A 22,128-nucleotide genomic window follows, 5' to 3' on the forward strand; every position below is an offset into this window, starting at 1 on the left:
CAAGGCGGGTTTTAGAGCTGATTGACCGGGTACAGCCGCGCCAGCGAACCCTGCACGCTCTTGACCACGGCAAAGGCGTTTTTGAGGTGTCCGCGTTCGAGGTTGGAAAGCTCGTCGGGGCGCAGGTAGTTGTCGGCGGCGTGGCCTTCGGACATGCGCTGCGCCTGGTGCTGCAGCCGCAGCGTGCCCAGGAACTCGTGCGCGTCGATCAGGTCGCGCACCCGTTCGGCGGTGATGGCGCCGCTGTCGGCGGCGATCTGCAGCCGGTCGCGGGTGTTGACCGCATCCGAGCCCGCGGCGAGCGCATAAAAGCGCGCCATGTCGGTGATCGGCACGATGCCCTGCATCTTCAGGTCCACGCAGCCCTCGTGCGCGCCGCCTTTGATGAGGCTGATGTTGCCGAGCCAGTTCAGCGGCGGCTGGCGCTGCAGCGCGTTGCCGGCCAAGGGCACCAAAAAGCTCTTGTTGCCGCGGGTGCGCTGCACCACTTCGGCGCGCAACTCATCGATCAGGGCCGCCTTGCCATAGACGAAACGCTGGTCGAAAAACACGCCGGTGAGCATCAGCGCCTCGGGCTCGGGGAAGGCGATCCAGTGGTGAAAATACCCGCGCCACTTTTGCAGCGGCTGGCGCCACTGGTCGGTCATGGCCATCATCTCGCCCGGGCAATGGACGTAGCCGCAGGCATCGAGCCCGTCGCAGACGAAGCGCGACAGTTGTTTGAAATACTCACCATGCTGCGCTTGGTCGTAGTCGTCGGCCAGCACCATGCAGTTGTCTTGGTCCGACTTGGCGGTCTGCTCGTTGCGCCCTTGCGAGCCGGCCGCCACCCAAGCGTATTCGACCGGCGCCGGGCCGAATTGCAATTCGCCCAGTTGCAGCAGGCGCGCGCTCAGGGCGTCGGTGATGGCGCTCACGATGTGGCCGGTGCTGTAGGCGCTGGCTTCGGCAGCGGCCAGGCTCTGCTGCAGCAGCTTGATGCGCGCACTGGTCTGCACCAGCGCTTGCAGCGAGTCCTGGTTGTAGATGGCGCCGGCCAGATAGACCGCCGAATTGCTCTGGCGCTCGTTCAAATCGCTGCCGGTGATCATGCCCGCCACGGCCTGCCCGTCGAGCACCGGCACGTGGTGGATGTTGTGGCGTGCCATGAGCAGCAGCGCATCGAAGGCCGGGCGTTCGATGTCGATGGTCAGTGGCGCCAGGGTGGCGATCTCCAAGATCGGGCGCGAGGTATCGAGACCGGTCGCCACCACGCGGTTGCGCAGATCGCGGTCGGTGATGAGGCCAAACAGGGCCCCGTCTTGCACGATCAGCACCGAGGAGATGCGGTGCTCGCGCATCAGGCGCGCGGCTTCGATGATCGGGGTTTGCGGCGGCAGCGTCACCGGCGCGCGCTTGAGCAGGCTGCGCACCGGGGTGGTGATCAGGGTGGTGGTGGCGTCGCTGCCGGGCGTGGGGGTGGGGTCGGTCTGGATGTTCATGCGTGTGCGCGGGGAATACCCAAAACCGCATCTTAAACCCAGGCCGTATCCGTGGCTGCTGGCTGGAATTTTTATCAGAGTGGCGCAGGTCGGCCGGGATTGGGTGACAATGTCACAACCAGCTACAGACAGGGAAAACCCCATGCCCAGCGTTCCCCAATCTCTTTGGGCCCGCTTGCTTCATCGGCAAACGAGGTCCGCACCATGACGCAGCCACCCCCACTCGCGGCGCGTGCGCTGCGGGCATGGGCTGGGGTTTGGCTCTTGCTTGGGCTGCTGGGTGCTGCGGCCGGTGCGGGGGCTGCCACGCCCGCTCCTGTCCTGCAGCCATCGCTGTCTGCTGCAGCGTTGCCCACCCCCGCGGCAGGCGCGGCGCATTTGCCCCCCCTGGGGCCGCCGCCCTGGACCGACGAAGCACCGCAGCTTTCGCGTTGGATCGAGCAGGGTTTCGCGGCGCAGCAGCGCGGCGAGGTGCTGCTGGCGGCCGAGCGCTACTGCGCGGCCGCGCGTTTTGGCAGCACCGAGGCCCAGTACCGGCTGGGGCGGCTGTTTTTGGAGCGCATCGATGCCCAAGGCCGGCTCGAGGGGCGCGCGTTGCTGGCCATGGCGGCGCAGGGTGGGCACGAGCAGGCCGTGCTGGCCGTGATGCACACCGGCTTTGCCGAGGCGGTGCCCGATTGTCTGCTGACAGGTGCCGCACCGCAATTCGCCCTTGCGGCCGCACCAGCGGCCCCCGCATCGCCGGTGGCCGAGGCGGTGGTGCCCTTCGAGGTGGTGCATCGTTTCATCGACGCGCTGCCGCCCGAGCGCCAGCGCTACGCCGAGCTGATCCAGCGCTTGGCGCCGCACTTCCAAGTCGATTACCGCTTCGCGCTGGCGGTGGCACGGGCCGAATCGAACTTCAACCCCAGCGCCGTGTCGCCCAAAAACGCCATGGGCCTGATGCAGCTCATCCCCGAAACCGCCGCCCGCTTTGGCGTGCGCTACCCCTTCAACCCGGAGCAAAACGTGCGCGGGGGCCTGAGCTACTTGCGCTGGTTGCTGGAGCGCTTCAATGGCGACGTGGCGCTGGCGGCGGCGGCCTACAACGCCGGCGAAGGCGCGGTGGACCGTTTTGGCGGCATCCCGCCGTTTCGGGAAACGCAGGATTACGTGCGCCGCATCCTGAACTTTTACCGCGCCCCGCTGCACGTCTGGCCGCCGCAGCGCTGAGCGCTGGGCACGGCACCTGTGCCGCTGCGGGCGTGCATGCAACGCCCGCCCACACAGATCCAGATCTCACAGCTCCAGCTCTTGCCGGATCAGGGTGGCGATCTCTTCGATCGATTTGCTGGTGGTGGACAGGGTGCGGATGCCGGTGCGGCGCATCATGGCTTCGGCTTCGGCCACCTCGTAGCGGCAGTTCTCGAGGCTGGCGTAGCGCGAATTCGGGCGCCGCTCGTGCCGGATTTCGCTCAGGCGCTGGGGCTCGATGGTCAGGCCAAAGAGCTTTTTCTTGTGCGGCAGCAGCGGCGGTGGCAGCTGGCGGCGCTCGAAGTCTTCGGGGATGAGCGGGTAGTTGCTGGCCTTGAGGCCAAACTGCAGCGCCAGATAGAGCGAGGTCGGCGTCTTGCCGCTGCGGCTCACGCCCACCAAAATCACGTCGGACTGCGCCAGGTCTTTGTTGGTTTGGCCGTCGTCGTGGTCGAGCGTGAAGTTGATGGCCTCCATGCGGTCGTGGTACTCGCGGCTTTTGGCGACGTCAGAAAAGCGCCCGACGCGGTGGTTGGACTTGATCCCAAGCTCGTGCTCAAGCGGCGCGATGAAGGTGCCGAACATATCGATCAGCATGCCCTTGCAGTGGCCGTGCAGCACCTGCAGCACCTCGGGGTTGACCACGGTGGTAAAGACCAGCGGCCGGCGGCCATCGACATCGGCCGCGTGGTTGATCTGGCGCAGCGCCTGGTGCGCTTTGTCGGCGTCGTCGATGAAGGGCAGGCGCACGCGGCGCGGCTCGATCTCGAACTGCGCCAAGATGGCTTTGGCAAAGGTTTCGGCGGTGATGCCGGTGCCGTCGGAAACAAAAAAGGCGGTGCGGTGCGACATGCGGTGCGACACAGGGTGCGGGTTTTACAATCCACGCATTATCCCGCCCCGGCGCCGGGCCCCGCCGTTGCTCGCTTAGCTGTCCTTGCCGCCCCCACGAACGATGGGGCGCTGGTCGGGCTGTGCACGCCAGCGCCCGGCCAGCCGCGCGCCGCACGCTGCGCGCTGCGGCCGGCCGTGGGCGGGTGACCGATTTTTAACTTTGGAGCCCTGCATCATGTCGCAACTGTTTGACCCGACCGCTCTGGTCGTGCCGTTCGAGCAACTCAGAATGACCGACGTCGAGGCCGTGGGTGGCAAAAACGCCAGCCTCGGCGAGATGATCTCGCAGCTGCCGCAAGGCGTGCGCGTGCCCACCGGTTTTGCCACCACGGCGCACGCGTTCCGGCAATTTTTGGCCGCCGACGATCTGCACCAGCGCATCCAGGCCAAGCTCGACGCGCTCGACACCGACGACGTGCGCGCGCTGGCGCAGTGCGGGGCCGAAATCCGCGCCATGGTCGAGGCGCAGCCCTTGCCGGCGGCGCTCGAGCAGGCCATCCGCGCCGCCTTTGCTCAGCTCGACGGCGCCAGCAGCCACGCCAGTTATGCGGTGCGCTCGTCGGCCACGGCCGAAGACCTGCCCGACGCCTCGTTTGCCGGGCAGCAGGAAACTTTTTTGAACGTGCACGGCATCGACGCGGTGCTGCACAAGATCAAAGAGGTCTTTGCCAGCCTCTACAACGACCGCGCCATCAGCTACCGCGTGCACAAGGGTTTTGCGCACGCCGAGGTGGCGCTCTCGGCCGGGGTGCAGCGCATGGTGCGCTCCGACTTGGGCGCGGCCGGCGTGGTGTTCACCATCGACACCGAATCGGGCTTCGAAGACGTGGTGTTCATCACCAGCAGCTACGGGCTGGGCGAAACCGTGGTGCAAGGGGCGGTGAACCCAGACGAGTTCTACGTCCACAAACCGATGCTGCAAGCCGGCAAGCAGGCCGTGATCCGGCGCAACCTGGGCTCCAAGCTGTTGCAGATGGTGTTTGCCACGCCCGAGCAAAAAGCGCGCAGCGGCAAGCTGGTGCAGACCATCGAGGTGCCGGTGGAGCAGCGCAACCGCTACAGCCTGAGCGAGGCCGAGGTGCTGCAGCTGGCCCACTACGCGCTGGTGATCGAGCGCCACTACGGCCGCCCGATGGACATCGAATGGGGCAAAGACGGGCTCGACGGCCAGATCTACATCCTGCAAGCGCGCCCGGAAACCGTCAAGAGCCAGGCCGCCGGCCAGGTGGAGCTGCGCTACCAGCTCAAGGGCCAGGGCGCGGTGCTGGCCACGGGGCGCGCCATCGGGCAAAAAATCGGCACCGGGCCGGTGCGCTTGGTGCAGCACATCAGCGAGATGGACCAGGTGCAGCCCGGCGACGTGCTGGTGACCGACATGACCGACCCGAACTGGGAGCCGGTGATGAAGCGCGCCAGCGCCATCGTCACCAACCGCGGCGGGCGCACCTGCCACGCCGCCATCATCGCGCGCGAGCTCGGCATTCCGGCTGTGGTTGGCTGCGGCGACGCCACCGAGGTGCTCAAGGACGGCACCCTGGTGACCGTGAGCTGCGCCGAGGGCGACACCGGCCACATTTACGACGGCCTGCTGGAGACCGAAATCTCTGAAGTGCAGCGCGGCACCATGCCCGAGCTCGACCTGAAGATCATGATGAACGTGGGCAACCCGCAGCTGGCTTTCGACTTTGCCCAGATTCCCAACGCCGGCGTGGGGCTGGCGCGGCTCGAGTTCATCATCAACAACAACATCGGCGTGCACCCGAAGGCGATCCTCGACTACCCGCAGATCGACCCCGACCTGAAGAAAGCGGTCGAATCCGTGGCTCGCGGCCACGCCAGCCCGCGCGCGTTCTACGTCGATAAAGTGACCGAGGGCGTGGCCACCATCGCCGCCGCCTTCTGGCCCAAGCCGGTGATCGTGCGCTTGAGCGACTTCAAGAGCAACGAGTACCGCAAACTGGTGGGCGGCAGCCGCTACGAGCCCGACGAAGAAAACCCGATGCTGGGCTTCAGGGGCGCGGTGCGCTACCTGAGTGCCGACTTTGGCGAGGCCTTTGCCATGGAGTGCGAGGCCATCCGGCGCGTGCGCGAGCCCATGGGGCTGGACAACGTGCAGGTGATGGTGCCCTTTGTGCGCACCCTCAAGCAGGCCGAGCAGGTGGTGGAGCTGCTGGCCAGCTTTGGTTTGAAGCGCGGCGTCAACGGCCTCAAGCTGATCATGATGTGCGAAATACCTAGCAACGCCATTTTGGCCGAGCAGTTTTTGCAGTATTTTGACGGCTTTTCGATCGGCTCCAACGACCTGACCCAGCTCACCTTGGGGCTGGACCGCGATTCTGGGCTCGAGCTGCTGGCGCAGGACTTCGACGAACGCGACCCGGCGGTGACGGCGCTGATCGCGCAAGCCATTCAGGCCTGCCGCGCACAGGGCAAGTACATCGGCATCTGCGGCCAAGGCCCGAGCGACCACCCCGACTTTGCGCGCTGGCTGCTGCAGCAGGGCATCGGCTCGATCTCGCTCAACCCCGACACCGTGATCGAGACTTGGAAGCAGTTGGCGCAGTGAGGGGGCTTTAGCCGCTCATGGTGGGGGGGCGAGAGCCGCCCCTACCCGGCCCCTCGCCTAGTGCTTGGGCTGTGGTGCCCGCAGCAGCGCGGCGATGGGTTGCAGATCGTCGGCGCTGAGCACGCCGCTGGCTTGGCGCAGGCGCAGGGTGCCCAGCAGCACCTCGTAGCGGGCGCGCGCCAGCTGGGTTTTGGTGTCAAAGAGCTGGCTTTGGGCGTTGAGCACGTCGAGGTTGATGCGCACCCCAACCTCGAGGCCGAGCCGGTTGGCATCCAGCGCGCTCTGGCTGGAGGCTTGCGCGGCTTGCAACGCCTGCACCTGCCCGATGCCGGAGGCCACACCGAGGTAGGCGCTGCGCGTGGCTTGGGTGACGCTGCGCTGGGCTGCGTCGAGCTCGGCACGGGCGCGGGTGTGCAGGGCCACGGCTTCTTCGATGCGGTTTTGCAGCGCACCGCCGCTGTAGAGCGGCAGGTTGAACTGGATGCCGACGCTGGCATCGCGCTGGCGCACGTGGCCGCTGGCCGGCTGTGCCGGGTTGGGGCTGCGGGCAAGCTGGAGCTGGGCCGTGGCATCGACGGTGGGGCCGCGCGCGGCCTGCGCCCGCTGCACCTCGAGTGCGGCGATCTGCAAGCCGGCCTCGGCCTGGCGCAGCAAGGGGTGCGCGGTTTGCGCGCGCTCGACCCAACTGGGCAGGGCGGTGGTGGGCGATGCTGCAGGGGAGGAGGTAGCAGCGGGTGTGGTGCCTAGGCCGGCGGCTGGGGTGGTGGCGGTAGCAGCAGGGGCACCGGGCAAACCCGGCAGCGCGGGCAGGGCCACGCCTTCGGGCAGGTGCCACGGGCGCACCGGGCTGCGGCCGACCAGTTGCTCGAGCGCGAGCTGGTTCACCTGCAGCTCGTTGGCGGCGGCGATCTGCTGCGCGCGCACGAGGTCGAAGCGCGCCTGCGCCTCGCGCACGTCGGTGACGGTGGTGGCGCCGACTTCGAACATGCGCCGGGCGGCGGCGAGCTGCTCGGCCACGGCTTGCTGTTGCGCTTCGATGAAGCGCAGCCGGTCTTGCGCCGCCAGCACGTCGAAGGTGGCTTGGGCGGTGCGCACGATCAGGTCTTGCTCAGCGCTTTGCAAGCGCGCCTGCGCCGCCTGCAAGGCCCATTGCGCCTGTTGCAGCGCCAGTTGGTTGGCCGGGCGAAACAGCGGCTGGCTGGCGCCCAAGGTGAGCTGCTGCTGGTTGAGCAGGCGGTCGGGCCCGGGCAGGCTGCTGTCGCGGTGCGTCCAAGAAGCGCCGCCGCTCAAAGCCACGCTGGGGCGCACGCCGGCTTGGGCTTGGGCGGCGCGGGCGCGGTCGGCCTCAAATTGGGCAAGTGCGGCCTCAAAACTGGCGTCGTGGGCGCGTGCGGCGGCAAAGAGCTCGGGTAGGTTCTGGGCTTGGGCGCTGCCTAGCGCAAACAATCCGGCCAGCAAGCCAGCCAAGGCGCAGGCCACCGGCGCCCGTTTAAATGCGCTAGAGCGGGCGCGCCGCAGGGGGTTCATGGCTAGGGGCGGATCAAAACTGGAAACGCGGGGCTTCGGGGAAGCCGCGCAGTCGCGGGGCCACGGTGTCCCACGGCTGCTCGGTGTAGTAGCTGGCCGGGCCGGTGCGGCGCACCAAGGTGGCGCGCATGATCGGCTCTTGACCGACGATGGCAAACAGGCGCCCGCCGGTCTTAAGCAAGGCCAGCAGATCAGCGGGCACCTCGGCCACCGAGCCGCTGAGCACAATCGCATCGTAGGGGGCGTTGCTGCCGCAGGCGGCGCAGCGCTGGGCGGCGGCGTCGGCGCAGCGCACCTCGACGTTGTCGATGCCGGCGGCGTGCAGCTTCTGGCGCGCCTGCTCGGCCAGCGCCGGGTCGATCTCCAGGCTCAGCACGCGCGCGCTCAGGCGGCCCATGAGTGCGGCCATGTAGCCGGAGCCAGTGCCGATTTCGAGCACGGTGTCGGTGTCTTGCAGGGCCAGATCTTGCAGCGCACGGGCTTCGATCTTGGGTGCCAGCATGCACGCGCCTTCGACCGCCGGCTGGCACAGCGGGATTTCAACGTCGGCCAGCGCCAGCGAGCGGTAGGGGGCGGGGGCGAAATCTTCGCGCTTGAGCTGGCCCAGCAGCTGCAACACCCGCGCATCGAGCACCTCCCAAGGCCGAATCTGCTGTTCGATCATGTTGAAGCGGGCTTGTTCGAAGTCGAAGGCGGGTAGGGCGGGGCTCATGGCAGACTCCAAGGGGGCAGAGGGTAAGTTTGCAGGCGATTTTAGCGGACGGTCTGCAAGGGCTCTCGAGCGTTGTTCAATGCCCGGCCCCAGGTGCAGCCCCGAGCAATGCATTCCCGAGCAGCTGGCGCAAGCGGTACAGCGCCTCGAGTGCCTCGCGCGGGCTCAAGGCGTCGGGGTCGAGCGCAGCCACGGCTTGCTCGAGGGCGCTTGGGGGCAGCGCAGCGGCGACCTCGGGTGCTGGAGGCTGCGCGTCTGGGGTCTGCGCGGTGTCCCAGGGCTCGGCGGCTTCGAAGGCGGCGCTGGGCGCGGGGGCAAACAGGTCGAGCTGCGCCTGCGCCGCCGCGCTGTGCGCCTCGAGCGCGTGCAAGAGCTGGCGCGCGTGCTGCAGCACGGCGGCGGGCACACCGGCCAGCCGCGCCACCTGCACGCCGTAGCTGCGGCTGGCTGGGCCAGGCTCGATCTGGTGCAAAAACACGATCTCGCGCCCGTTTTCGACCGCGCTCACGTGCACGTTGAGCGCGGCGGCGTGCTCGGCCGGGAAGCGGGTGAGCTCGAAGTAGTGGGTGGCAAACAGGGTGCAGGCGCGCACCTTGTCGTGCAGGTGGCTGGCGATGGCGCTGGCCAGCGCCAGGCCGTCAAAGGTCGAGGTGCCGCGGCCGATCTCGTCCATCAGCACCAGGCTGTGCGCGCTGGCGCGATGCAGGATCTGTGCCGCCTCGCTCATCTCGACCATGAAGGTGGACTGGGCGTTGGCCAGATCGTCAGCGGCCCCGATGCGGGTGTGGATGGCGTCCAGCGGCCCCAAGCGGCAGCGCTGCGCCGGCACGTAGCTGCCCATGCTGGCCAGCAGCGCGATCAGCGCCACCTGGCGCATGTAGGTGGATTTGCCGCCCATGTTGGGGCCGGTGACGATCTGCAAGCGCGCCTTGGGGCCGAGCACGGTGTCGTTGGGGGTAAAGGCGGTGTGGCTCTCGGCCAGCCGCGCCTGCACCACCGGGTGGCGGCCGGCACGGATTTCGATACCGGGCTCGAGGCTGAACTCGGGCGCGCACCAGTCCAGCGTGAGCGAGCGCTCGGCCAGCGCGCACAGGGCGTCGAGCGTGGCCAGCGCGCGCGCCAGTTCGGTGAGCGCGCTCAAGTACGGTTGCAGCTGTTCCAGCAGCGCCTCGTAGAGCCATTTTTCGCGCGCCAGGGCGCGCTCTTGGGCGCTCAGCACCTGGTCTTCAAAGGCCTTGAGCTCTGGGGTGATGAAGCGCTCGGCGTTTTTCAGGGTCTGGCGGCGCCGGTAGTCGGTGGGCACCCGATCGAGCTGGCCTTGGGTGATTTCGATATAAAAGCCGTGCACCTTGTTGTATTGCACGCGCAGGTTGGCAATGCCGCTGCGCGCGCGTTCGCGCGCCTCGAGCTCGAGCAAAAAGGCGTCGCAGTTGGACTGCAGGGCGCGCAAGCCATCGAGCTCGGCGTCGTGGCCGTGGTTGATCACGCCGCCTTCGCGCAGCTGCGCCGCCGGTTCGGGCAGCAGGGCGCGCTGCAGCAGGTCGGCGCAGCCGGGTGGCGGGATCAGGTGCTGCGCCACCCGTGTCAGCAGCGCGGATTCGGCCGGTGGGACGGTGCGGGCCGGCTGCGGCACAGCGCCGCTTTGCAGCAGCTGCGCCAGCACGGCGGCGCGCTGCAGCGTCTGCGCCAGACCTGCCAGCTCGCGCGGGCGCACTTGGCGCAGCGCCAGCCGCGCCGCGATGCGCTCCACGTCGGCCGCGCCGGCCAGCGCCTGGCGCAGCGGCTGCTGCAGGTGCTCGCGCAGCACGCCGATGGCTTGCAGGCGCTCGAGGGCCGGCGTGCGGTTGCGCGGCGGCTCCAGCAGCCAGCGCCGCAGCAGCCGGCTGCCCATGCTGGTCTGGCAGCTGTCGAGCAGCGCAAACAGCGTCGGGCTGGGTTCGCCGCGCAGGGTCTGCGTCAGCTCCAGGTTGCGCCGGGTGCTGGGGGGCAGCTCGATCAGTTCGTCGGGCCGCGCCACGCGCAGGGTGGCCAGGTGCGCCAGCGCCCGCCCTTGGGTGTGCTCGGCATAGTCCAGCAGCGCCGAGGCGGCCGCATGGGCCAGCGGCAAATCCTGCGCGCCCCAGCCGGCCAGGCTGGCGGCCTGCAACTGCGCGCACAGCTTGCGCAGCCCCAAGGCGCTATCGAAGGCCCAGGCCGGGCGCGCTGCCAGGCTCAGGCGTGCTGGCCCGGCCGCGCCCGTGCCTCCTGCCAGAGCCGGCCACTGGCGCTGCAGCTCCTGCAGCTCGCGGGTGCTGGAATCGGCCAAGTCGGCGCTGTAGAGCAGCTCGCTGGGCCCGATGCGCACCGCCCAAGTGGGCAGCTCGTCGCTGCGGCACTGCGCCAGCTGCAGCTCGCCCAGCGTCAGGTTGAGCCACGCCAGGCCCAGCGTCTGGCGCGGCCCCCAGTGCAGCGCCAGCAGCACCGGCTCGGCTTTGTCGGGAAGCAGCTCGGCCTCGGTCAGGGTGCCGGGCGTGAGCACGCGCAGCACCTGGCGCTCGACCGGCCCCTTGGCCGTGGCCGGGTCGCCCACTTGCTCGCAAATGGCCACCGACTCACCGTGCTTGAGCAGCCGCGCCAGGTAGTTTTGCGCCGCATGAAAGGGCACGCCGGCCATGGGGATCGGCTCGCCGGCCGAGTGGCCGCGCCGTGTCAGGGTGATGTCGAGCAGGCGCGCGGCCTTGTGCGCGTCTTCGTAAAACAGCTCGTAAAAATCGCCCATGCGGTAAAACAGCAAGGCGTCGGGGTGCTGGGCCTTGAGCGCGAGGTACTGGCGCATCATGGGCGTGTGCGTGCTGAGCTCGGCGGCGCTGGGGGCTGTGGCGGCTGTGCTGGCCGATGCGCTGGATGCGCCGGGCTTAGTCGAGGCGTCGGCGGCGCTGGCGGCGCTGGCGGCGCTGGCGGCGCTGGCGGCGCTGGCGGCCAAAGGGTGGGGGGTGCTCATGGGGGCCGATTTTGCCTGCAAGCGTGCGCGGCCAGGGCTGGGCGGCGCTGCGTAGGCAGACCCGTGAGCCAGGCCCGACTTGCGGCCGTGGCTGCAGAGTGGGGTGTTGTCGCACTTGCTTGGACGCTGCTTGGACGCTGCCCCCAGGATGTGTAAGATATTCACCATGCAAGAATTGATTCCTCCTCACCCCGCCTGCCGCAAGTGTCAAGACCGTCCGCCACTGGACTTTGATTTCAGCATGGCTTTTCAGCCCATCGTCGATGTGCGCACGCAGCAGGTCTATACGAAGCCTTGGTAAGGGCACAAGCTGGCGGCTCGGCGGCCGAGGTGCTGGATCGTGTCAACGACGACAACCGCTACTTTTTTGATCAGACTTGCCGCGTCAAGGCGGTCGAATTGGCTGCTCGCTTGGGGCTAACGGCTCGCCTGAGCATCAACTTTATGCCCAACGCGGTCTATGAGGCCGCCACCTGCATACGTGCTACGTTGCAAGCGGCACAACAGTGCGGCTTTCCAACCCAGCAACTGGTTTTTGAAATCACCGAAAACGAACGCCTGGTCGATAAAGAGCACCTCAAGCGCATCATCAAAGAGTACAAACGCCAGGGCTTCAAGACCGCCATCGACGACTTTGGTGCCGGCTACTCGGGCCTGAACCTGCTGTCCGAGTTTCAGCCCGACCTGATCAAGCTCGACATGGACCTGACGCGCCACATCGACAGCGACCAAGTGCGCCAAGCGATCGTGCGCGGCATTTTGGGGGTCTGCCAGGCGCTGCAGATCGAGGTCGTGGCCGAAGGCATCGAGACCGTCGCCGAATTCAAGACCCTGCGCGGCATGGGTGTGCCCTACATGCAAGGCTATCTGTTTGCACGCCCGGCCTACGAGAAACTGCCAGCGGTGCATTGGCCAGCGGGCTAGATGGCGCCGCTGGTTCCGCCTGCGTTCGCTGGAAGCCCTAAGTTGCTGGAAACCGGGATTCCTCGGGTCAGGCTGGGCTGGCCGGGCTGGGTTTGGGCGCAGGTGGCGCAATCCGGCTATAGCCGTGCAGCAGGCTGACCATTTGGCCGTAGATGCGCGGGTTGGCGGCCAGACATTCGCCCTGTTCCAGAAAATCGGATTCGCCGCTGAAGTTGCCCACCAGACCGCCGGCTTCGGTCACCAGCAGCGCGCCGGCGGCCACGTCCCAAGGGCTCAGGCCGGTCTCGAAAAACCCGTCGGCAAAACCAGCGGCCACGTAGGCCAGGTCGAGCGCGGCCGAGCCTGGGCGGCGCACCCCGCGCACCTTGGGCATGACCTCGCCCAGCATCTGCATGAAGTGCGGTAGCGAGTCTCCGGGCCGAAACGGAAAGCCGGTGCTCACCAGGCAGTCGCTCAACTGGGTGCGTTTGGCCACGCGGATGCGGCGCTCGTTGAGGTAGGCGCCGCGGCCGCGGGTGGCGGTGAACAGGTCGTTGCGCGTCGGGTCGTAGATCACGGCCTGCTCGAGCTTGCCGTGCACCTGCAGCGCAATGCTGACGCAATAGACCGGAAAGCCGTGGATGAAGTTGGTGGTGCCATCGAGCGGGTCGATGATCCAGACGAAGGCGCGATCGCGCCCCTTGCCCTCGCGCCGGCCCGATTCTTCGGCCCACAGGCCGTGGTCGGGGTAGGCCTCGTGCAGGGTGGCGATGATGGCTTGCTCGGCCGCTTGATCAACTTCGGTGACGTAGTCGTTGGTCTGCTTGGCCGATACGCGCACCGCCTCGATGTCGAGCGCGGCGCGGTTGATCAGGTTGCCGGCTGCGCGCGCGGCCTTAATGGCCACATTGAGCATGGGGTGCAGGTGCGGAGAGGTCATGGTTGTGTAGGAGCGCAGGGTGGGGGCGCGATGGCCGCAGGAAGGAGGCCATTTTAGCGGGCTGGTGCCGAGGCGGTGGGGGCAAGCCTGTGTGGCGTGTGGTGGGGGCGGTGCGTCGGTGGGGTAGGGGCTGGGGCGCTGGGGGCAGCCGGCCTCATGCCGTCCGCTGCGCGGCCAGAAATCGGCCAACTGCCCCCAGCGCCCCAGCCCCGCGAGATTGGTCAGTTGCCCCCAGCGCCCCAGCGCCATGAGATTGACCAGTTGCCCCAGCGATGAACAATGGATAACGCCCAGTGTCTATGCAATCGTCGGGGATGCGACACGTATCCTCAAACCGGCGGGTAACTTTTATACCGACTGCCCCCCATGTCAGAATACTTGTCGCCTCGATAGAACCCGGCTGTTCCTGACTTCAAAGTCATGAACCTTGGTGGTAGGAGGCTGTGGAGCTTGTGGTCGAAGGTCGGTGCGGTGGGCAACGCGTCAGCGTTGTCCACGGCCAGCCGACCGGTGCGCGCAGCGCATCGTCCACAAATCCACAGCCTGCACTGGCGCCGGGTGGCACAGCACACACTCGGGGGCGAGTGAAGAGAGAACGAAGTGGCTCGATACGGACAAGCATTCAAAAACCGCGTGGTAGCCCGGCTGCTGCCACCAGAGAGCGCCCCACTGGCGGCGCTGGCACAAGAGTTTGGCGTGAGCGCCGACACCCTAGAGCGCTGGCGCAGCGCCGCTTTGGCCCAGCCCGCGCAGCAGCGCAGTTGGACGGCGGCGGCGCGCCTCGAAGCGGTGATCAGCACAGCGGCGCTGGACGAGGCAGCGCGCAGCGCCTGGTGCCGCCAGCACGGCCTGTACCCGCACGATCTGGCGCAGTGGCACAGCAGCGCTGCGCAGGCCCTGGCCAGCCCCGAGGAGGCCCGCGCCAGCCCGCAGCAGACCAAGGAAGACCGGCGGCGCATCAAAGAGCTCGAACGCGAGCTGCGCCGCAAGGACAAGGCCCTGGCCGAGACGGCAGCGCTGCTGGTGCTGTCAAAAAAAGTCGAGGCGATCTTCCACAAGGGCGCGGCCGAATGATCGGCCTCGAAGATCGCCGCAGTTTGGCCCAAGACATCCAAGCGGCTCACGCAGCCGGTGCACGGCTGCACAAGGCCTGCGAGGTTGCCGGCATTGACGTGCGCACCCTGCAGCGCTGGCGCGCCGGTGCGGGCTTGCAACGCGGCGACGGCCGCCCACAGGCCGTGCGGCCTACGCCCGGGCATGCCTTGAGCCCCGTCGAGCGTGAGCAGATCCTGCGTGTGGCCAACCAGCCGCGCTTTGCCGACATGCCCCCGGCGCGCATTGTGCCGGCCTTGGCCGACGAGGGCGTGTATCTGGCCAGCGAATCCAGCTTTCAGCGCGTGCTGCGCGCGCATGGTCAGACGCAGCACCGCGGGCGCGCCAAGGCGCCGCGCGCCAGCCGCGCGCCAACCACCCACGTGGCCACGGCGCCGCGCCAACTGTGGTGCTGGGACATGAGCTACCTGCCGGCGCAGGTCACTGGGCGTTGGTTCTATCTGTACCTGATTCTGGACGTCTACAGCCGCAAGATCGTGGGCTTTGAAGTCCATGAGCGCGACGACTCCGTGCACGCCACGCAGTTGGTCAAGCGCACGGCGCTGGCCGAGGGCATCCACGCCTTGGACAACAAGCCCGTGCTGCACGGCGACAACGGCGCCACGCTCAAGGCCACCACCGTGCTGGCGATGCTGCACTGGCTGGGCGTCAAGCCCTCGTACTCGCGGCCCCGCGTCAGCGACGACAACGCCTTTGTGGAGAGCCTGTTTCGCACGGCCAAGTACAGGCCGCAGTATCCTGAAAAAGGGTTTGCCGACTTGCAGGCTGCGCGCCAGTGGGCGAGCGATTTCGTGCATTGGTACAACCATGAGCACCGCCACAGTGGCATCCGCTACGTCACGCCGGCGCAGCGCCATGCCGGACTGGACCAAGAGATTCTGCAAGCACGCCACGCCCTCTACGCCCAAGCCCGCGAAGACAACCCGCGGCGCTGGTCTGGCCCCACGCGCGACTGGTCACTCATCAAAACCGTCACCCTCAACCCTGAACGAACGGAGGTGCAAAACGCTGCCCTGACGCGCAGCATTACGCAGCCAATGGCTGCTTGAGGACGCGACAAGTTGCTTGACATGTACCGACTGGTCTGCCGCCGCCAGCCCAGAGCGAGAAAATGGTGGATTGAACCCGATTTTTTCTTCACAATGGACGCCCCAACTGTTTTTCTACTTGCTTTCGCTCCCACTTGGCACCGAAAAATGGGATGAACTCAAATGTGGCTGCAGCATGCGCCAAGATGGCGACACCCCAACCAAATGCAGGCCAGAAAAACCACAAGTTGGATGGATGCATAATGAGGTTGATAACAGCCAGCACGCTGATGACGACCACGTACTGCACCAAGTGATAATAGAAGCCTTTGATCTTACGTACCTTGGCAAGTGCCAGTTGTTCATCCTGCTGTGAATTGCTGTGCGTGCTCATGTTTTGCTCACTGGTGAGAGTGGAGAAGTCGATCTCGAAGACCGACGCCAGTGATTTCAAGGACTCCGTACTGGCTGGCTGCCCGTTTTCGAGTCGCTGAATAGTACGGGCGCTAAGCCCGCTCAGTTCAGCGAGTTGTTGTTGAGACCAGCCACGTTGCAAGCGCAATTTTTGAATGTTCATAAGAAGTCCTTGTCGTCACGCAGCACAGGTTACAGCAGTTGATCAAAGCACGCCACGACACGAGCACGACAGCAAGGCGACACCGACACGACACATCGCGAAAACGCCCCAGGCATGCGACACCGGAGTGCTAAACGCCTAGCTACGCAGGGATATCATCGGGGCATTGTGGCCGCCAAGGTTGCACCACACCAGCCGCACCGCAGCGGCGGCTCATGGACAATCCGGGTTCAACCCGTCCACCCCCCCTAGAGTCCATGCGCAACCAGCCGATCGTCAGCCGTTTCATTTTGATCGAGCCCAGCCACGCTGGCAATGTGGGCGCGGTGGCGCGGGCGCTCAAGGTGATGGGCTTTGCCGATCTGGTGCTGGTGCGGCCGCGCTGGGCCGATGTGTTGCAGCGCCCCGAGGCGCTGGAGCGCGCCAGCGGTGCCGCCGACGTGCTGGCGGCAGCGCGGGTGTGTGCCACGCTCGACGAGGCCTTGGGCGGCATCACGCACCTGTGCGCCACCGCCATGACGGCGCGCGACTTTGGCCCGCCCACTCTGGCCCCGCGCGAGCATTTAGGCGCTTGGGTGCAGGCGCAGCGGGCTGCGCCCGCCGCGGCGCACGGGGTGGCGTTTGTCTTTGGCCCCGAGCGCTATGGCCTGAGCAACGGCGACGTGTACCGCTGCCACGCCAGCCTGCGCATCCCGACCTCTCCCGGCTACGGCTCGCTCAACCTGGCTGCTGCGGTGCAGCTGATCGCCTACGAGTGGCGGCTGGCTTTGGGTGGATTTGAGCCTCACACCAACGACCGCGCCGGCGACCGTGCGCACGATCGCGCCGGACAACATACCGATGATCGCGCCATAGATCACACCGACGACCGCCCCGATCAGCTCCCCGGCGCTCCCGCGCCGACACCGCGCAACGCCGCCGACACCCCCGCCGACGCCGCCACCGTGGCCGCGGCGCTGGCGCATTGGCAAGAGGCGCTGGTGGCGCTGCAATACCTCGACCCAGCCGCCCCCAAAAAACTGCTGCCGCGCCTGCAGCAGTTGCTCAACCGGGCACAGCCCACGCTGGCCGAAATCCATATTTTGCGCGGGGTGGCGCGCGCGGTGTTGCGTTTGGCGCAGACCAAGGGTTAGACTGCACGGCTATGTTTGCCCGACTCAAGTCCGACCTCGATTGCATTTTGGAGCGCGACCCGGCGGCGCGTTCGCGCTGGGAGGTGCTGACCTGCTACCCCGGCTTGCATGCGCTGCTGCTGCACCGCATCGCGCACCGGCTGTGGGGCCGGGGCTGGAAATGGCTGGCGCGCTGGCTGGCGCACTGGAGCCGCTGGCTCACCGGCATCGAAATCCACCCCGGCGCGCAGATCGGTGCGCGCGTGTTCATCGACCACGGCATGGGGGTGGTGATCGGCGAGACGGCCGAAATCGGCGACGGTTGCACCATCTACCACGGCGTCACGCTGGGCGGGGTGGCGCTGCACAAGGGGGCCAAGCGGCACCCGACGCTGGGGCGCGACGTGGTCATCGGGGCCGGCGCCAAGGTGCTGGGCGGCTTTGTGGTGGGCGACGGCGCGCGCGTGGGCAGCAACGCGGTGCTGACCAAGGCCGTGCCGCCCGGGGCCACGGCGGTGGGCAACCCGGCGCGCATCATCTTGGCCCAAGCCGACGCCCGGCGCGAGGAGCAGGCCGCGAAGCTGGGTTTTTCGGCCTACGGCATCACGCAAAACGACGACCCGCTCAGCCAAGCGCTGCGTGGCCTGGTCGACAGCGCCGCCAGCCAAGAGCACCAGATCGCGCTGCTCTGGCAGGCGCTGGAGCAGTTGTCGGCCCAGCAAGGACTGAACCAGCCGCTGCCGCCCGACGCCGCCCGGCTCGAGCAGTTCGAGGCCCAAAAGCTCAACGATCTGGTGGGTAAGTAGGGGGCTGGCCCGCGAGTAGGGTGCTTACGGGGCCGGTTCCAGCGGGACAGGGCAAAGGGCTGGGCTTACGGGGCAGGCAGCCTACGGAGCCGGATTTGCTAGGTCGGGCTCGCCGGCCGCTGCGCGCTCTTGGGTCTGAAGGCGGCGCAGACGGCGGGGTCGGTCTCGAGGTAGGGGCCGCCGATCAGGTCGATGCAGTAGGGCACGGCGGCGAAGATGCCGGGCAGCAGCACCTGGCCGTTGGGGTCGCGCAGGCCCTCGAGCGTCTCGGCGATGCTCTTGGGCTGCCCCGGCAGGTTGATGATCAGGCAGCGGCCGCGCAGCACGGCTACTTGGCGCGACAAAATGGCCGTGGGCACGAAGCGCAACCCGATCTGGCGCATCTGCTCGCCAAAGCCGGGCAGCTCACGCTCTGCCACGTCGCGCGTGGCCTCGGGCGTGACATCGCGCGGGGCCGGTCCGGTGCCGCCGGTGGTGAGCACCAACGCGCAGCCGGCCGCGTCGGCCAGCTCGATCAGGGTCTGGCCGATGCGCTCGCGTTCGTCGGGGATCAGGCGCGGCTCGAAGTGCAGCGGGTTGCGCAGCGCCCGGCGCAGCCAGTCTTGCAGCGCGGGCAGGCCCTGGTCGGCATAGACGCCGGCGCTGGCGCGGTCGCTCACCGACACCAGCCCGATGCGCACCGGCTCCAGCGCGCTCATGCGGCCTCCAGCGGTTGCGCGGGGGCCGCAGCGGCAGGGTCGGGCGGTGGCTCTAGGCCGGCGCGCACCAGCTGGTAGATTTCGCGGTAGCTTTTGCCCTGGCGTGCGGCTTTGCCGGCGGGTGCAGCGCCCGGCTCGGCGGCGCGCTGCGACTGCGCGTCTTTGCGCGCCTGCCGGATGAGGGTGCGCAGGTGTTGCAAGTCGGTGTCTGGGGCGATCTGCAGCCAGGCGCTCAGCGCCTCGTCGTCGGTCAGCAGGCGCTCGCGCCACTGCTCGGCCTGGTGCAGGCGCAGGGTGTCGGCGGCGCTGCCTTGGTGCTGCTCGGCCAGCGCCTGCTCGACCGCTTCCACGGTGGCGGCGTCGAGCCGGCGCATGAGCTTACCGACGTACTGAATCTGGCGCCGGCGGCCTTCGAAGTCGCTGATGCGCCGCGCCTCGGCGAGGGCGTCGAGCAGAATGCCGGGCAAAGCCAACCGGTCGAGCAAGCCGCTGCGCAAGCCCAGCAGCTGCTCGCCCAGCTGCTGCAGGTGTTCGCTGTGTTTTTTGAGGTCGGTCCTGCTGGCCTCGGTGTCGCCTTTGAGTTCGCGCTTGAGTTCAAGGTCCAGTTCGCTGCCTGCAGCGACGAAGTGGCCTTTGACGAAGTAGCCTTTGGTGGGTTTGCGTGCCATCCGGCTATCATAGCGCCCAGCATGAAAAAATCCCGATCTACTGGACCCGCCTCCGGCCCAAATAGCCCAACAGGCACGAATAGCCCGGCTGGCCCGCACACCCCCCCCGCTCCCGAAGCGGGTTTTCAGTACCACCGGCAGCAGTTTGAGGCCTTGGCCGATCTGGCTTTGCAGCACGCCAAGCAGCTCGGGGCCGCCGATGCGGCGGTCGAGGTCTCGGAAGGCGCGGGCCTCAACGTCTCGGTGCGCATGGGCGAGCTAGAAAACGTGGAGCGCAACCGCGACAAGTCGCTCGGCGTCACGGTCTATTTGGGGCAGCGCCGCGGCAACGCCTCCAGTTCCGACTTCAGCCCGCAGGCCATCCGCCAAGCCGTGCAGGCCGCTTACGACATCGCCCGCTACACCGCCGAAGACCCGGCGGCGGCCCTGCCCGACGAGCAGGACGTGGCCCGCGACGCCCCCGAGCTGGAGCTGTTTCACCCTTGGGCCATCGACGCGCAGCAGGCGCAGCAACTGGCGCTGCGCTGCGAGGCGGCGGCGCTGCAAACCAGCAAACACATCCGCAACAGCGAAGGCGCGGCGGTGTCGGCGCAGCAGTCGCACTTTTACGCCGAGCACATGCGCGGCGGCGAGCGCGGGCGCGAGGGCATTTTTCGCGGCGGCTACGCCAGTTCGCGCCACAGCCTGTCGGTGAGCCCGATCGCCGGCAAGGGCGCGCAGATGCAGCGCGATTACTGGTACAGCTCGATGCGCAGCCCGCACGATTTGGCCAGCCCCGAAGCGGTGGGGCGCTACGCCGCCGAGCGCGCGCTGGCGCGGCTGGCGCCGCGCAAAATTGCCACCACCGAATGCCCGGTGCTGTTTGAGTCGCCGCTGGCGGCAGGGCTGCTGGGGGCCTTTGTGCAGGCCATCAGCGGCGGCGCGCTGTACCGCAAAACCAGTTTTTTGCTCGACAGCCTGGGCCGCCAAGTGTTCCCCGAGCACATCGATTTGCACGAAGACCCGTGGGTGGTGCGCGGCAAAGGCAGCGCCCCGTTCGACAGCGAAGGCGTGCAAACGCAGGCCCGCGAGGTGCTGAGCGGCGGCTGCGTCAAGGGTTATTTTCTGAGCAGCTACTCGGCGCGCAAGCTCGGCATGCGCACCAGCGGCAACGCGGGCGGCTCGCACAACCTGTACCTGCGCAGCCGCCTGACGCAGCCCGAAGACGATCTGCCGGCCATGCTGCGCCGGCTCGGCACCGGCTTGTTCGTCACCGAACTGATGGGGCAGGGCGTGAACTACGTCACCGGCGACTACTCGCGCGGCGCCAGCGGCTTTTGGGTGGAAGGTGGCGCCATCGCCTACCCGGTGCAAGAGATCACCATCGCCGGCAACCTTAAAGACATGTTTTTGGGCCTGCAAGCGATCGGGGCCGACGAGTTTGCCTTTGGCTCCAAAAACGTGGGTTCGGTGCTGATCGAGCGCATGAAGGTCGCGGGCACCTGATTGCCGCTGCTGGCGCTGCGCCGGCGTTGAGCTGGGTGGGTTAAACCGGCAGCGCGGCGGCCACCACCGGCGCGCCCCACAGGCGCGAGATCAGCCTCGAGGCATGGGCGCAGTCGCCGCTGCTCCAAAAATGCGTGCAGCCTGCGCCTAGTAGGGTCTGGGCCGCAGCAATCGGCGTGGTACCTAGCGCAGCGTTCGACGCAGCAGCCGGCAAGCGGCGCAGCAGCTCGCGCGCCACGGCGGCTGCCGGGTCCAGCACCTGCACGCCGGGGCCGGCGTGTTGCTCGATCAGCGGGCGCAAAAAGGGGTAGTGGGTGCAGCCCAGCACCAGCACATCGGCCCCTTGTGCCAGCAGCGGATCGAGGCAGGCAGCCACCGCCGCCCTAGAGGCGGGGCCATCGAGCTCGCCGCGCTCCACCAACTCGACCCAGCCCGGGCAGGCTTGGGCCAGCACCCGCACCGGCCCGGCGTGGGCCGCGATCAGGCGCGCCAGGCCCGGGCTGTGCACGGTGTTGTGGGTGGCGAGCACGCCCACGGTGCCGCTGCGCGTGGCGGCCACGGCGGGCTTGACGGCCGGCTCGATGGCCACCAGCGGCAGCTGCGGGAAGCGCTGGCGCAGCGCTTGGATCGACAGGCCGGTGACGGTGTTGCACGCCACCACCACCGCTTGCACCGGCTGCGCCGCCAAAAATTCGATGATGCGCTCAGCGCGCGCCTGCACCTGCTGCGCCGCCTTGTCGCCGTAGGGGGCATGGCCCGAATCGGCCACGTAGCGCAGCGCCTGCGCCGGCAGCAGCGCGCGGATTTCGCGCAGCACCGACAAGCCGCCGACGCCGGAGTCGAACACGCCCACGGCGGCACCGGCGTCGCCGTGTGGCAGCGCTGGGGCGGCTGGAGGGTGCGGCGGCAAGGTTGGCATGGGGGGTGAATGCTGGGCGAATGTTGGGGAAATTTTGGGCCAATGTTGGGGAAATAGGGCGCGAATTCGAGGCGAGTGGCGCGGGTGCGGCGGCCGGGCGAGTGGGGCTGGTGGGCCAGGAGCCACGTCCTGCGGGTCTGCCAAGCAAAGCAGCCCGCCAAAGCAAGCTCTAGCGGGCTGTTGTCGGGCTGTTGTCCGGTGCCCCAAGTGGGGCGGCCTGATCAGTACATGCGTTTGGGCAGTTGCATCGAGCGCACGCGCTTGTAGTGGCGCTTGACGGCGGCGGCCTTCTTGCGCTTGCGCTCGGCGGTGGGTTTTTCGTAGAACTCGCGTGCGCGCAAGTCGTTAAGTAGGCCCAGTTTTTCGATGGTGCGCTTGAAGCGGCGCAGAGCGACATCAAAAGGTTCGTTGTCTTTAACGCGGATGGTGGTCATTAGCCAAAAGTTTCCAGGATTGCGCCGCGCCGGTTCTAGGGCAAGATCGAGC

General features: G+C 67.7%; 19 protein-coding genes. 8 read left to right on the top strand and 11 right to left on the bottom strand.

The annotated features are described in order from the left end of the window. Nucleotides 1-11: 11 nt before the first annotated feature. Nucleotides 12-1,481, bottom strand: coding sequence for a putative nucleotidyltransferase substrate binding domain-containing protein (locus SMCB_RS01675; RefSeq protein ID WP_045534584.1), 1,470 nt, complete (start codon nucleotides 1,479-1,481; stop codon nucleotides 12-14). Between the two features lie 204 nt (nucleotides 1,482-1,685). Here SMCB_RS01675 and SMCB_RS01680 point away from each other — a divergent pair, with 204 nt between their 5' ends. Continuing rightward, nucleotides 1,686-2,693, top strand: coding sequence for a lytic transglycosylase domain-containing protein (locus tag SMCB_RS01680; RefSeq protein ID WP_082027167.1), 1,008 nt, complete (start codon nucleotides 1,686-1,688; stop codon nucleotides 2,691-2,693). A 66-nt stretch (nucleotides 2,694-2,759) separates the two neighbouring features. On the opposite strand, the gene ppsR is transcribed toward SMCB_RS01680, so the two are convergent. Then, nucleotides 2,760-3,566: a posphoenolpyruvate synthetase regulatory kinase/phosphorylase PpsR gene (gene ppsR, locus SMCB_RS01685; RefSeq protein WP_045534588.1), complete on the bottom strand. Its 807-nt coding sequence runs from the start codon at nucleotides 3,564-3,566 to the stop codon at nucleotides 2,760-2,762. 217 nt (nucleotides 3,567-3,783) lie between these two features. Between ppsR and ppsA the strand changes: the two genes are divergently transcribed. Beyond that, the gene (ppsA, locus tag SMCB_RS01690) at nucleotides 3,784-6,174 is read left to right on the top strand and encodes a phosphoenolpyruvate synthase (protein ID WP_045534590.1); all 2,391 of its coding nucleotides are present in this window, start codon (nucleotides 3,784-3,786) and stop codon (nucleotides 6,172-6,174) included. A 57-nt stretch (nucleotides 6,175-6,231) separates the two neighbouring features. On the opposite strand, the gene SMCB_RS01695 is transcribed toward ppsA, so the two are convergent. The 3 genes from SMCB_RS01695 to mutS form a co-directional block, all read right to left on the bottom strand. Next, on the bottom strand, nucleotides 6,232-7,701 hold the full coding sequence (locus tag SMCB_RS01695) for a TolC family protein (protein ID WP_045534592.1): 1,470 nt from the start codon (nucleotides 7,699-7,701) through the stop codon (nucleotides 6,232-6,234). 13 nt (nucleotides 7,702-7,714) lie between these two features. After that, nucleotides 7,715-8,413: a protein-L-isoaspartate O-methyltransferase family protein gene (locus SMCB_RS01700; protein ID WP_045534594.1), complete on the bottom strand. Its 699-nt coding sequence runs from the start codon at nucleotides 8,411-8,413 to the stop codon at nucleotides 7,715-7,717. 76 nt (nucleotides 8,414-8,489) lie between these two features. Continuing rightward, the gene (gene mutS / locus SMCB_RS01705; protein WP_045534596.1) at nucleotides 8,490-11,231 is read right to left on the bottom strand and encodes a DNA mismatch repair protein MutS; all 2,742 of its coding nucleotides are present in this window, start codon (nucleotides 11,229-11,231) and stop codon (nucleotides 8,490-8,492) included. A gap of 328 nt (nucleotides 11,232-11,559) precedes the next feature. Between mutS and SMCB_RS13230 the strand changes: the two genes are divergently transcribed. Continuing rightward, complete coding sequence (locus SMCB_RS13230; protein ID WP_338056283.1) at nucleotides 11,560-11,694, top strand: hypothetical protein; 135 nt, start codon at nucleotides 11,560-11,562, stop codon at nucleotides 11,692-11,694. After that, nucleotides 11,688-12,317 carry an EAL domain-containing protein gene (locus SMCB_RS01715; protein ID WP_338056284.1) on the top strand — a complete coding sequence of 210 codons (630 nt, stop codon included), beginning with the start codon at nucleotides 11,688-11,690 and terminating at the stop codon, nucleotides 12,315-12,317. Before SMCB_RS13230 ends, SMCB_RS01715 begins: the two co-directional genes overlap by 7 nt. 67 nt (nucleotides 12,318-12,384) lie before the next feature. Here the strand turns inward: SMCB_RS01715 and SMCB_RS01720 are convergent, their stop codons facing one another. Continuing rightward, nucleotides 12,385-13,236 (bottom strand): inositol monophosphatase family protein, encoded by an 852-nt coding sequence (locus SMCB_RS01720; RefSeq protein WP_045537397.1) that lies wholly within the window; start codon nucleotides 13,234-13,236, stop codon nucleotides 12,385-12,387. A 600-nt stretch (nucleotides 13,237-13,836) separates the two neighbouring features. On the opposite strand from SMCB_RS01720, the gene SMCB_RS01730 reads away from it, so the two are divergent. Continuing rightward, nucleotides 13,837-15,398 (top strand): IS3 family transposase gene (locus SMCB_RS01730; RefSeq protein WP_144400224.1). Its coding sequence is split into 2 segments (ribosomal slippage): nucleotides 13,837-14,275 and nucleotides 14,275-15,398, totalling 1,563 coding nucleotides; the frame shifts between segments, so codons are not numbered across the junction. An 88-nt stretch (nucleotides 15,399-15,486) separates the two neighbouring features. On the opposite strand, the gene SMCB_RS01735 is transcribed toward SMCB_RS01730, so the two are convergent. Further along, nucleotides 15,487-15,954 (bottom strand): helix-turn-helix domain-containing protein, encoded by a 468-nt coding sequence (locus tag SMCB_RS01735; protein WP_045534602.1) that lies wholly within the window; start codon nucleotides 15,952-15,954, stop codon nucleotides 15,487-15,489. Between the two features lie 257 nt (nucleotides 15,955-16,211). Between SMCB_RS01735 and SMCB_RS13015 the strand changes: the two genes are divergently transcribed. After that, nucleotides 16,212-17,087 carry an RNA methyltransferase gene (locus SMCB_RS13015; RefSeq protein ID WP_284738128.1) on the top strand — a complete coding sequence of 292 codons (876 nt, stop codon included), beginning with the start codon at nucleotides 16,212-16,214 and terminating at the stop codon, nucleotides 17,085-17,087. Between the two features lie 11 nt (nucleotides 17,088-17,098). Beyond that, nucleotides 17,099-17,872 (top strand): serine O-acetyltransferase, encoded by a 774-nt coding sequence (cysE, locus tag SMCB_RS01745; RefSeq protein ID WP_045534603.1) that lies wholly within the window; start codon nucleotides 17,099-17,101, stop codon nucleotides 17,870-17,872. A gap of 98 nt (nucleotides 17,873-17,970) precedes the next feature. Here the strand turns inward: cysE and mog are convergent, their stop codons facing one another. Together mog and yjgA are read right to left on the bottom strand one after the other, a co-directional pair. Continuing rightward, nucleotides 17,971-18,570 carry a molybdopterin adenylyltransferase gene (gene mog, locus SMCB_RS01750; RefSeq protein ID WP_045534604.1) on the bottom strand — a complete coding sequence of 200 codons (600 nt, stop codon included), beginning with the start codon at nucleotides 18,568-18,570 and terminating at the stop codon, nucleotides 17,971-17,973. Further along, nucleotides 18,567-19,238 (bottom strand): ribosome biogenesis factor YjgA, encoded by a 672-nt coding sequence (yjgA, locus tag SMCB_RS01755; protein ID WP_045534606.1) that lies wholly within the window; start codon nucleotides 19,236-19,238, stop codon nucleotides 18,567-18,569. The genes mog and yjgA overlap by 4 nt, the downstream gene beginning before the upstream one ends. 21 nt (nucleotides 19,239-19,259) lie before the next feature. On the opposite strand from yjgA, the gene pmbA reads away from it, so the two are divergent. Beyond that, nucleotides 19,260-20,723: a metalloprotease PmbA gene (gene pmbA / locus SMCB_RS01760; protein WP_045534608.1), complete on the top strand. Its 1,464-nt coding sequence runs from the start codon at nucleotides 19,260-19,262 to the stop codon at nucleotides 20,721-20,723. 40 nt (nucleotides 20,724-20,763) lie between these two features. Here the strand turns inward: pmbA and murI are convergent, their stop codons facing one another. Beyond that, the gene (gene murI / locus SMCB_RS01765; RefSeq protein ID WP_045534611.1) at nucleotides 20,764-21,642 is read right to left on the bottom strand and encodes a glutamate racemase; all 879 of its coding nucleotides are present in this window, start codon (nucleotides 21,640-21,642) and stop codon (nucleotides 20,764-20,766) included. 221 nt (nucleotides 21,643-21,863) lie between these two features. Continuing rightward, nucleotides 21,864-22,076, bottom strand: a complete 213-nt coding sequence (gene rpsU, locus SMCB_RS01770; protein WP_029463041.1) for a 30S ribosomal protein S21 — start codon at nucleotides 22,074-22,076, stop codon at nucleotides 21,864-21,866. Nucleotides 22,077-22,128 lie beyond the last annotated feature (52 nt).

It is taken from the genome of Serpentinimonas maccroryi (genome assembly GCF_000828915.1).
Lineage (GTDB): Bacteria > Pseudomonadota > Gammaproteobacteria > Burkholderiales > Burkholderiaceae_C > Serpentinimonas > Serpentinimonas maccroryi.